Source organism: Enterobacter cloacae complex sp. IR5402 (assembly GCF_049238125.1).
In the GTDB taxonomy this organism is placed as follows: Bacteria; Pseudomonadota; Gammaproteobacteria; order Enterobacterales; family Enterobacteriaceae; genus Enterobacter; species Enterobacter hormaechei_C.
In genome coordinates this window covers 133,954-145,086 of sequence record NZ_JBMKHO010000004.1, presented here as the reverse complement: position 1 = coordinate 145,086, position 11,133 = coordinate 133,954, and the positions used below count along the sequence as shown (strand labels likewise).

The window sequence follows — 11,133 nt, the reverse complement described above, 5'->3', positions numbered from 1 at the left end:
ATTCTGAAGCAAAAAAGCAGTGGCATGTGCCACTGCTTTTTTTTAGTTATCCAGCTCACCCATTGATTTAACCTGGTCACGGTTAATCTGTTCAGTTTGACCGGTTTCGGCGTTTTTGTACGATACGAGACCGGTATCGTCATCCACCTGCGGTTTCCCGTCAGTAACAATCGTTTTGCCATCGGTGGTTTTTACGGCCTGATTGGACGAACAGCCCGCCACGGTGAACATTGCGGTGGCAGCCAGAACGGAAGCGATCAGTAGTTTATTTTGCATGGTGTTTTCCCCTGCTCTCAGTTGAATTTTCGTTATCGACCTAACTATTTTAGGCTAACTGACTGAAAGCGGATGAAAAACCAGAAGGTTCTTAAGATGGGAAAATTGCCCGGTAACCGAACGGTACCGGGCAATGGGGGTTACTTGCTAATCTGCGCGTGCATTTCCTGCACCGAAATCACCTTCTCGGTGGCATCCGCATTCAGCGCCATCGCTGTTGCGAAACCGCCGTTCAGGGTGGTGTCGTAGTGCACTTTGTATTGCAGCGCGCTGCGGCGAATCAGCTTGGAGTCTTCAATCGCCTGGCGTCCTGCGGTGGTGTTGATGATGTAGGTATATTCGCCATTCTTGATACGATCCTGAATGTGCGGACGACCTTCATGCACTTTGTTCACCAGACGCGGGTTGATACCCGCTTCACCCAACACAATCGCCGTACCGTGAGTGGCGTCCAGCTCGAAGCCCTGTTTCAGCAGCTTGGCGGCCAGGTCAACCACGCGCTCTTTATCGCCTTCGCGAACGGAGAGCAGCGCACGGCCAGATTTTCTCATGGTGGAGCTACTGCCCAGCTGCGCTTTCGCAAACGCTTCTGCGAAGGTGCGGCCCACGCCCATTACTTCCCCGGTAGAGCGCATCTCTGGCCCTAACAGCGGGTCAACGCCCGGGAATTTGTTGAACGGCAGCACCACCTCTTTCACCGAGTAGTACGGCGGGATGATTTCTTTCGTGACGCCCTGCTGAGCCAGCGTCTGGCCAGCCATCACGCGCGCCGCCACTTTCGCCAGCGGAATACCGGTCGCTTTAGAGACAAACGGTACGGTACGCGCCGCACGCGGGTTGACTTCAATCAGATAGACTTCGTTGTCTTTTACCGCGAACTGAACGTTCATCAGGCCGCGAACCTGAAGCTCGAAGGCCAGCTTCTGCACCTGCTGGCGCATCACGTCCTGAATCTCCTGGCTCAGGGTATACGCTGGCAGAGAACAGGCGGAGTCACCCGAGTGCACGCCCGCCTGCTCGATGTGCTCCATGATGCCGCCAATCAGCACCATTTCGCCGTCGCAGATGGCATCCACGTCGACTTCAACCGCGTCGTCGAGGAAGCGGTCGAGCAGCACTGGCGCATCGTTGGAAACGCTCACCGCCGTCTGGAAGTAGCGACGCAGGTCCGCTTCGTCGTAGACGATTTCCATCGCGCGGCCGCCCAGTACGTAGGATGGACGCACCACCAGCGGGTAGCCGATCTCTTTCGCTTTCTCAACGGCCATTTCAATCGCGGTCACGGTGGCGTTCGCCGGCTGTTTCAGCTTGAGACGGTCAACCGCCTGCTGGAAACGCTCGCGGTCTTCCGCACGGTCAATCGCATCCGGGCTGGTGCCGATAACCGGTACACCTGCTGCTTCCAGCGCGCGCGCCAGCTTCAGCGGAGTCTGGCCGCCGTACTGCACGATCACGCCTTTTGGCTTCTCGATGCGCACGATTTCCAGCACGTCTTCCAGGGTAACCGGCTCGAAGTAGAGGCGGTCGGAGGTATCGTAGTCGGTCGAGACGGTTTCCGGGTTACAGTTGACCATGATGGTCTCGTAACCGTCTTCGCGCAGCGCCAGAGAGGCGTGTACGCAGCAGTAGTCAAACTCGATGCCCTGGCCGATACGGTTTGGGCCGCCGCCCAGCACCATAATCTTGTCGCGGTCGACGGACGGGTTCGCTTCGCACTCGTCTTCATAGGTGGAGTACATGTACGCGGTATCGGTCGAGAACTCTGCCGCACAGGTGTCCACGCGCTTGTAAACCGGATGCAGGTCATACTGGTCGCGCAGCTTGCGGATCTCCGCTTCGCGCACGCCCGCCAGTTTAGCCAGACGCGCATCGGCGAAGCCTTTACGCTTCAGCATACGCAGGAAGTCAGCGTCCAGGCCGTTGATGCCCAGCTCCGCCACTTTCTCTTCCAGACGCACCAGCTCTTCAATCTGCACCAGGAACCAGCGGTCAATGTTAGTCAGGTTAAATACACCGTCGACGGACAGGCCCGCGCGGAAGGCATCGGCGATGTACCAGATACGCTCTGCGCCCGCGTCTTTCAGCTCACGGCGGATTTTGGTCAGCGCTTCCGGGTCGTCCAGGCTGACTTTCGGGTCAAAGCCGGTCGCGCCCACTTCCAGGCCACGCAGCGCTTTTTGCAGGGATTCCTGCTGCGTGCGGCCAATCGCCATGACTTCACCAACAGATTTCATCTGGGTGGTCAGACGGTCGTTGGCGCCGGCGAATTTCTCGAAGTTAAAGCGAGGAATTTTAGTCACAACGTAGTCGATGGACGGTTCGAAGGACGCAGGGGTGCGGCCACCGGTGATGTCGTTCATCAGCTCGTCAAGGGTGTAACCCACCGCCAGTTTCGCCGCCACCTTCGCAATCGGGAAGCCGGTGGCTTTGGAGGCCAGCGCGGAGGAACGGGACACGCGCGGGTTCATTTCGATAACAATCAGACGGCCGGTTTTCGGGTTCACCGAGAACTGCACGTTAGAGCCGCCGGTTTCCACGCCGATTTCACGCAGTACCGCCATCGAGGCGTTACGCATGATTTGGTACTCTTTGTCGGTCAGCGTCTGAGCTGGCGCAACGGTGATAGAGTCGCCGGTGTGGATCCCCATCGCGTCAAAGTTTTCGATGGAGCAGACGATGATGCAGTTGTCGTTTTTATCACGCACCACTTCCATCTCGTACTCTTTCCAGCCAATCAGCGATTCATCAATCAGCAGCTCTTTGGTTGGGGAGAGATCCAGGCCGCGCTCACAAATCTCTTCAAACTCTTCGCGGTTGTAGGCAATGCCGCCGCCGGTGCCGCCCATGGTGAACGATGGACGGATGATGCACGGATAGCCCACTTCAGCCGCAACGGCCAGCGCTTCTTCCATATTGTGCGCGATACCGGAACGCGCGGTATCAAGGCCAATTTTTTTCATTGCCACGTCGAAGCGGCGACGGTCTTCTGCTTTATCAATCGCGTCGGCGGTCGCACCGATCATGGTCACGCCGAACTCTTCCAGCACGCCCTGACGCTCCAGCTCCAGCGCACAGTTCAGCGCCGTCTGGCCGCCCATGGTCGGCAGCACCGCGTCCGGACGCTCTTTCTCGATAATTTTGCGTACCACTTCCCAGTGAATTGGCTCGATGTAGGTCGCATCCGCCATTTCCGGGTCGGTCATGATGGTGGCCGGGTTAGAGTTCACCAGAATGACGCGGTAACCCTCTTCACGCAGGGCTTTACACGCCTGCGCGCCAGAGTAGTCAAATTCACAGGCCTGGCCGATGACAATCGGGCCAGCGCCAAGGATCAGGATGCTTTTTATGTCTGTACGTTTTGGCATGGTCTTCTCAGCTCCTGATTATTTAGCGATCTTACGGTATTGCTCAATAAGTTCGATGAAGTGATCGAACAGCGGTGCGGCATCGTGTGGGCCCGGGCTGGCTTCAGGGTGGCCCTGGAAGCTGAACGCAGGCTTATCGGTACGATGGATACCCTGCAAGGTACCATCGAACAGTGATTTGTGCGTCACGCGCAGGTTAGCCGGCATCGTCGCTTCATCCACAGCGAAGCCGTGGTTCTGCGCGGTGATCATCACCGTGTTGTTGTCGATATCTTTCACCGGGTGGTTACCACCGTGGTGGCCGAACTTCATCTTGACGGTGTTCGCTCCGCTCGCCAGCGCCAGCAGCTGATGGCCGAGACAGATGCCGAATACCGGGATATCGGTTTCAAGGAAGGACTTGATGGCGTCGATAGCGTAGTCGCACGGCGCCGGGTCGCCAGGACCGTTAGAGAGGAAGATGCCGTCCGGGTTCATCTTCAGAACATCTTCCGCAGACGTTTGTGCCGGGACGACCGTCAGGCGGCAGCCACGGTCAACCAGCATACGCAGGATGTTGCGCTTGGCGCCAAAATCGTAGGCCACCACGTGGAACGGCAGCTCGCTTTCCGGTTTCGCTTCCGGCAGGTCGCCTTCCAGCGTCCAGCTACCCTGCGTCCAGCTGTAGGCTTCCGCCGTGGTCACTTCTTTCGCCAGGTCCATACCGTTCAGACCCGGGAAGGCTTTCGCTTTTTCCAGCGCCAGCGTCGCATCGAGGTTATCCCCTGCGATGACACAACCGTTTTGTGCGCCCTTCTCGCGCAGCAGACGCGTCAGCTTACGGGTATCGATATCGGCAATCGCCACAATGTTATGGCGCTTCAGGTAAGAAGAGAGGTCTTCGGTGTTGCGGAAGTTGCTGGCAATCAACGGCAGGTCGCGAATGACCAGGCCTTGCGCATGTACCTGAGAGGATTCTTCGTCAGCCGCATTGGTGCCGACATTGCCGATATGAGGATAAGTAAGAGTAACGATTTGGCGAGAATAGGAAGGATCAGTGAGGATTTCTTGATAACCGGTCATTGAAGTATTGAAAACGACTTCCCCAACCGCCGAACCCGTTGCCCCTATGGCCCGACCGATAAACTGGGTTCCGTCTTCCAGAACCAATAGCGCTGACTTAATCAAAACACCCTCCAGAGAATATTCACTCACTTTATTTGCATATTAATTCATAACCATGTCATGGATCAATGCAAATGTGTTGCCAGCGGATTTTTGGCAAACGGCGGCATTCTGGGGATTTGCCATGTAAAAGTCAACTTAAAACGGGAGTTTTGTTTATTCTTTTGCAAGTCTGGCATCTGGAATGGGATTTAATGGGCAAAAAGATCAGGTAAATCATTCCGGAAAACGCTTGCGCGACAGGTTTGTTAGAATTTTAAGGAGGTGGATGACAAAAAGTGGACCAGATGGTCAAAATTTACATATATTTCACAGAAAAATGGCATATCAATAAGATTTATACCGCCTAAGCGTTATTTTTAATCTAAAACGGATAAAATAAGAGGGCAATAAATTATTGCCCCATGCAATCAAGTAATTACGACTGCAATAACCACATCACGATGGGTAATATCGCTTACAAATTATTGAGATCAAGCACATCTCGCATATCAAAAAGACCCTTTTCCTTCGCGTTAAGCCACAAAGCGGCGCGAACTGCACCATTCGCAAACGTCATGCGGCTTGACGCTTTGTGGGTAATCTCAACACGTTCGCCAATATCGGCGAACATCGCCGTATGTTCACCGACGATATCGCCTGCACGAACGGTTGCGAAACCAATTGTCCCGGGCACGCGTTCGCCGGTATGTCCTTCACGGGTATAGACCGCGCACTCTTTTAAATCTTTATCAAGTGCATGAGCAATCGCTTCGCCCATCGCCAGCGCCGTGCCTGATGGAGCATCAACTTTATAGCGGTGGTGTGCTTCAACAATCTCAATGTCGGTATAATTTCCCATCACCTTCGCTGCCTTTTCCAGCAGTTTCAGCATGACGTTAACGCCGACGCTAAAGTTCGCAGCGAAGACAATCGCAATGTCGGTGGCTGCGTCCTGAATGGCCTGTTTACCGGCATCATCGAAACCAGTGGTACCAATCACCATCCCTTTACCGTGCTGACGGCAAAACGCCAGATGAGCCAGCGTGCCTTCCGGACGGGTAAAGTCGATGAACACATCAAAGTCTTCTTTCACTGCCTCAAGGCTGCTCTGTACGGTTACGCCTGTCTTGCCCGCGCCCGCCAGTTCGCCTGCATCGGCTCCCAGCAGGGATGAACCCTCACGCTCCAGCGCCGCGCCGAGTGCCACGCCATCCATCTGTAGTGCCGCCTGAATCAGCTGGCGACCCATACGTCCACCCGCGCCCGCAATAGCAACGCGGATCTGTGCATCATGCATAGTTATTCTCTTACGTTAAAATGATGTAAACCGTTTTCAGATTAACCAGCCTTGGCAAAGCCTGCCAACTGAAAACACCGATAATTAGAATTTAACGTGAAACCGACTTAAATATCAGTAAAAGACATGATTTTGTCGTCACGATAAAGTTTGGGGCAAAAAAAAGGCCAGCACAGGAGGTGCTGGCCTTTCATCAGATAAAGAACTATTCCACTTCTCGCGCGTCAATACGCAACTCTTTCGGCACTTCAAAAACAATGTTCTCTTCGCGGCCTTCCAGCGGCACCGCTTCGCCACCGCCCAGCTCTTGCAGGCGGGCAATGACGTTCTGCACCAGAATATCCGGCGCTGAAGCGCCTGCGGTAACACCGACGCAGACCGCGTTTTTCACCCACGCTTCCTGAATGTCCGTTGCGTCGTCGATTAAAAACGCCGCTTTCCCCATACGCTGCGCCAGTTCGGCCAGACGGTTAGAGTTAGAGGAGTTTTTCGAGCCGACCACTAGCACCACGTCCGCCTGTTCAGCCAGCGCGCGCACGGCTTCCTGACGGTTGGTGGTTGCGTAGCAGATATCATCTTTGCGCGGCCCGACGATTTTCGGGAAGCGCTGGCGCAGGGCGTCAATCACGTCTGAGGTGTCGTCCACGGAAAGCGTCGTCTGGGTCATAAACGACAGTCGGGCTTCGTTTTTCACATTCAGCGTAAAGACGTCTTCCGGTGACTCAACCAGATACATGCCCCCTTCCGGGTTGCTGTACTGGCCCATGGTGCCTTCCACTTCCGGGTGACCGGCGTGACCAATCAGAATTGACTCTTCACCGCGACGGCTGGCGCGCGCCACTTCCATATGCACTTTGGTCACCAGCGGACAGGTGGCATCGAAAACGGTCAGATCGCGGTTTTTCGCCTCGTTGCGTACCGCCTGCGAGACGCCGTGCGCGGAGAAGATGAGAATTGCGCCGTCCGGTACTTCGCTGATCTGCTCGATAAAAATCGCACCGCGCTCGCGCAGGCTGTCGACCACGTAGCGGTTGTGCACCACTTCGTGACGCACGTAAATCGGCGCGCCGTAAATCTCCAGCGCGTTTTCAACAATGCTGATAGCGCGGTCTACACCGGCGCAAAAACCGCGCGGGTTAGCCAACAGGATCTGCATTTCAGGCCTCCAGTGCCGGATCGATCTCCAGCACTTCTACATCAAAATGGACAGTGCGCCCGGCAAGCGGATGGTTGAAGTCAACGGTAATCGAGTCGCCGTTGATTTCGCGGATCACGCCAGGCATTTCGCTGCCGTCCATAGCGGTAAAGAGCATAATTGCCCCGATCTCCGGTTCACCCGCGTCCATAAACTCACGACGGGAGAAGTACTGGATCAGATCCGGGCTTGGCACGCCAAACGCGGCATCCGGCTCCAGCGAAAAGGCTTTTTTCTCACCCTCTTTCAGACCGAGAAGCTGCTGCTCAAGACCTTCAGACAGGGAGGTATCGCCAAGACGAAACAGGGCTGGTTTGCCGTTGTTGCGGGTGGATTCGGCCGTAGAGCCGTCATCCAGCTTCAGCGTAAAGTGAACGAGAACCGCGCTGTTGCTCTGTACGGATTTAGACATGCAAATTGCTCGCTTGTTTTGGGTCACCTGTTGCCCGGTGGCGCTACGCTTACCGGGCCTACGGGGGCCACAAATTCTGTAGGCCGGGATCGCTACGCGTCACCCGGCTGGTTTTGTTACGCCTGCTCTTTCGCTGCCGGTTTAGGCAAGAAGCCTTCCAGCACGATTAACGCCGCACCAACGCATATTGCGCTATCGGCGAGGTTAAAGGTCGCGAAGTGCCAGTCGCCGACGTAGAAGTCGATCATATCGACCACAAAGCCGTGCCACAGGCGGTCAAACAGGTTACCCAGCGCGCCGCCAATGATCAGCGCGTAGGCGATGTTATTCAGCTTTTGCGTGGCCTTCGAGCGGTACATCAGCACCGCCAGCACGACGCAGATACCGATAGCGATACCCGCGAAGAACCAGCGCTGCCAGCCACCGCTGTCGGCAAGGAAACTAAACGCCGCACCGTAGTTGCGGGCGTAGTGCAGGTTAAGCGACGGAAACAGCGGGACCGTATCCCCCAGAGCGAAATTCTGGAGGATCAGGAACTTGCTGCCCAAATCAATAATCAGCACCACCACCACCAGCCACAGCCAGCGCAGTCCTGTTGAACAGAGAGTTTTACTCATCAGGCAAACTTACGTTTTTCGCCGTCACCGGCGACGTTGCTTACACAGCGTCCGCAGATGTCTGCGTGTTCCGCCACCTGACCGACATCAGTGGTGTAATGCCAGCAACGCGGGCATTTTTCACCGTCGGCTTTGCTCAGCGCGACCTTCAGTCCTTTGAGCAGTTCGCTCTGCTGAGCATCAGCAGACGCCTCGGCATAATCCGCAACTTTCGCACCAGAGGTCAACAGGACAAATCGTAATTCATCGCCCAGCGCGGTCAGCTTCGCGGCCAGCTCAGGCTCTGCGTACACGGTCACCGTCGCTTCCAGAGAGCCACCGACTTTCTTGTCAGCGCGCGCCTGCTCGATAACCTTGTTCACTTCGCCACGCACTTTCAGCAGCTCGTCCCAATAGGCATCGTTCATCGCTTCGGTGCTGGAGAGATCGAACAGACCTTCATACCACTCGCCGGTGAAGACATACTTCTCACGGTCGCCCGGCAGGTAACCCCAGATTTCATCCGCGGTGAAGGACATGATCGGCGCCATCCAGCGCACCAGCGCTTCTGCGATGTGGTACAGCGCAGACTGACAGCTGCGGCGCGCCACGCTGTCCGCTTTCGCGGTGTACTGACGGTCTTTAATGATGTCGAGGTAGAACGAGCCCATCTCGACGGAGCAGAAGCGCATCAGGCGCTGCACCACTTCGTGGAAATCGTAAGACTCATACGCTTTCAGGATATCTTCCTGCGCCGCTTTCGCGCAGCCTACCGCCCAGCGATCGAGCACGACCATCTCTTCCGGCTTCACCATATCTTTTACCGGATCGAACCCGTTCAGGTTCGCCAGCAGGAAGCGCGCGGTGTTACGGATACGACGATAGCTGTCGGCAGCACGCTTCAGGATCTCGTCAGACACCGCCATTTCGCCGGTGTAGTCGGTAGAGGCTACCCACAGACGCAGGATGTCCGCGCCCAGCTTGTTCATTACGTCCTGCGGCGAAACGGTGTTACCGATGGACTTGGACATCTTACGGCCCTGACCATCCACGGTGAAGCCGTGAGTCAGTACCTGACGGTAAGGTGCTTTGCCCTTCATGGCGGTGGAGATCATCAGGGATGACATGAACCAGCCGCGGTGTTGGTCGGAGCCTTCGAGATACATGTCGGCAGCGTGACCGGCGAACTCAGGGCGCACGTCAACCACAGAGGCATGGGTTGAACCGGAGTCGAACCACACGTCCAGGGTATCCGGCACTTTCTCGTAGTTGTCCGCGTCCGCGCCCAGGATGTCGCGGGCGTCGAGATCCCACCACGCCTGAATGCCGTCAACTTCAACGCGTTTCGCCACTTCTTCCATCAGTTCCAGGGTGTTCGGATGCAGTTCCTGCGTCTCTTTGTGCACGAACAGCGACATCGGCACGCCCCAGGTGCGCTGACGGGAGATACACCAGTCAGGACGGTTAGCCACCATGGATTCGATACGCGCCTGGCCCCAGTCCGGGATCCACTGCACGCCTTTGATCTCTTTCAGAGACTGCTCGCGCAGGCCCTTCTGATCCATGCTGACGAACCACTGCGGGGTCGCACGGAAGATGATTGGCGTCTTGTGACGCCAGCAGCACGGATAGCTGTGCTGCATTTTTTCAACGTGCAGCAGCGCGCCGCTGGTGCGCAGCATGTCGACAATAATGTCGTTCGCTTTGAAGACGTTGATGCCGTCCAGCGCCGGGTAGGTGCCAGGCAGGTAAGAGCCGTCCGGCCCAACCGGGTTGGCGATTTCCAGACCGTACTTCAGGCTGATGTTGTAGTCGTCAGGGCCGTGGCCACCGGCGGTATGTACCGCACCGGTACCCGCGTCCAGCGTTACGTGGTCGCCCAGAATCGCCGGAACGTCGAAGTCCAGGAACGGGTGTTTGAAGCGCATCAGTTCCAGCGCGTCGCCTTTTACGGTGCCCAGCACGGTGTAATCGGTGATGTTCGCGCGTTTCAGTACGCTTTCGACCAGGTCTTTCGCCAGGATAACCGCACGGCCATCAATCTGCACCAGCGCATACTCAAACTCGCCAGAGAGGGAGATCGCGCGGTTAGCAGGCAGCGTCCACGGGGTGGTTGTCCAGATAACCAGCGAGACTGGACCGCTTACCCCAGGCAGACCAAATTTAGCTTTGATCGCATCCTGATCGACCGCTTCGAACGCCACGTCGATAGAAGGCGAGGTTTTGTCGTAATACTCTACTTCCGCTTCGGCCAGCGCAGAACGGCAGTCCACGCACCAGTGCACCGGCTTCGCGCCTTTGTGCAGGTGGCCGTTACCGATGATTTTGCCCAGCGCACGGATGATGTTGGCTTCGGTTTTGAAATCCATGGTCAGGTACGGATGCGACCAGTCGCCCAGCACGCCCAGACGGATAAAGTCAGCGCGCTGACCGTCAACCTGGGTGGCTGCGTATTCGCGGCACTTCGCGCGGAATTCTGCGGCGGTGAACTTCTCACCCGGCTTACCGTACTCTTGCTCTACTTTCAGCTCGATTGGCAGACCATGGCAGTCCCAGCCCGGAACGTAAGGCGAGTCATATCCCGCGAGTCCTTTGGACTTCACGATAATGTCTTTCAGAATCTTGTTTACAGAGTGACCAATATGAATGCTGCCATTCGCATATGGAGGGCCATCATGCAGAATGAAGGTTTTTTTGCCTTTTTTGGCTGCACGAATGATGCCGTACAGGTCATCATCGGTCCAACGCGCCAGCATTCCCGGTTCACGCTTGGCGAGATCGCCGCGCATCGGGAACCCTGTTTCCGGCAAATTCAGGGTTGATTTATAGTCACTCATCAGATTCTC

8 protein-coding genes are annotated in these 11,133 nt (G+C 56.1%); all 8 read right to left on the bottom strand.

Features of this window, described 5'->3' with window-relative positions:
• Positions 1-42 precede the first annotated feature (42 nt).
• Positions 43-276, bottom strand: a complete 234-nt coding sequence (locus ACOTXL_RS09550; protein WP_003856439.1) for a YgdI/YgdR family lipoprotein — start codon at positions 274-276, stop codon at positions 43-45.
• A gap of 140 nt (positions 277-416) precedes the next feature.
• A complete protein-coding gene (gene carB / locus ACOTXL_RS09545; protein ID WP_023315370.1) occupies positions 417-3,641 on the bottom strand; it encodes a carbamoyl-phosphate synthase large subunit in 3,225 nt (1,074 codons plus the stop codon).
• An 18-nt stretch (positions 3,642-3,659) separates the two neighbouring features.
• Entirely contained in the window at positions 3,660-4,808 is a 1,149-nt protein-coding gene (gene carA, locus ACOTXL_RS09540; protein ID WP_045350422.1) for a glutamine-hydrolyzing carbamoyl-phosphate synthase small subunit, read from the bottom strand.
• Between the two features lie 454 nt (positions 4,809-5,262).
• Positions 5,263-6,084 (bottom strand): 4-hydroxy-tetrahydrodipicolinate reductase, encoded by an 822-nt coding sequence (gene dapB / locus ACOTXL_RS09535; protein ID WP_032608474.1) that lies wholly within the window; start codon positions 6,082-6,084, stop codon positions 5,263-5,265.
• A gap of 205 nt (positions 6,085-6,289) precedes the next feature.
• On the bottom strand, positions 6,290-7,240 hold the full coding sequence (ispH, locus tag ACOTXL_RS09530; protein ID WP_003856448.1) for a 4-hydroxy-3-methylbut-2-enyl diphosphate reductase: 951 nt from the start codon (positions 7,238-7,240) through the stop codon (positions 6,290-6,292).
• Between the two features lies 1 nt (position 7,241).
• Positions 7,242-7,691 carry an FKBP-type peptidyl-prolyl cis-trans isomerase gene (gene fkpB, locus ACOTXL_RS09525; protein ID WP_003856450.1) on the bottom strand — a complete coding sequence of 150 codons (450 nt, stop codon included), beginning with the start codon at positions 7,689-7,691 and terminating at the stop codon, positions 7,242-7,244.
• 116 nt (positions 7,692-7,807) lie between these two features.
• Positions 7,808-8,308, bottom strand: a complete 501-nt coding sequence (gene lspA, locus ACOTXL_RS09520; protein WP_003856452.1) for a signal peptidase II — start codon at positions 8,306-8,308, stop codon at positions 7,808-7,810.
• Positions 8,308-11,124: an isoleucine--tRNA ligase gene (gene ileS, locus ACOTXL_RS09515; protein ID WP_045350423.1), complete on the bottom strand. Its 2,817-nt coding sequence runs from the start codon at positions 11,122-11,124 to the stop codon at positions 8,308-8,310. The genes lspA and ileS overlap by 1 nt, the downstream gene beginning before the upstream one ends.
• Between the last annotated feature and the right edge of the window lie 9 nt (positions 11,125-11,133).

What these genes read in the sequence shown, in the direction of transcription:
- ACOTXL_RS09550 (WP_003856439.1), bottom strand. Translation starts at nt 276, where the DNA reads ATGCAAAATAAACTACTGATCGCTTCCGTTCTGGCTGCCACCGCAATG.
- carB (WP_023315370.1), bottom strand. Translation starts at nt 3,641, where the DNA reads ATGCCAAAACGTACAGACATAAAAAGCATCCTGATCCTTGGCGCTGGC.
- dapB (WP_032608474.1), bottom strand. Translation starts at nt 6,084, where the DNA reads ATGCATGATGCACAGATCCGCGTTGCTATTGCGGGCGCGGGTGGACGT.
- ispH (WP_003856448.1), bottom strand. Translation starts at nt 7,240, where the DNA reads ATGCAGATCCTGTTGGCTAACCCGCGCGGTTTTTGCGCCGGTGTAGAC.
- fkpB (WP_003856450.1), bottom strand. Translation starts at nt 7,691, where the DNA reads ATGTCTAAATCCGTACAGAGCAACAGCGCGGTTCTCGTTCACTTTACG.
- lspA (WP_003856452.1), bottom strand. Translation starts at nt 8,308, where the DNA reads ATGAGTAAAACTCTCTGTTCAACAGGACTGCGCTGGCTGTGGCTGGTG.
- ileS (WP_045350423.1), bottom strand. Translation starts at nt 11,124, where the DNA reads ATGAGTGACTATAAATCAACCCTGAATTTGCCGGAAACAGGGTTCCCG.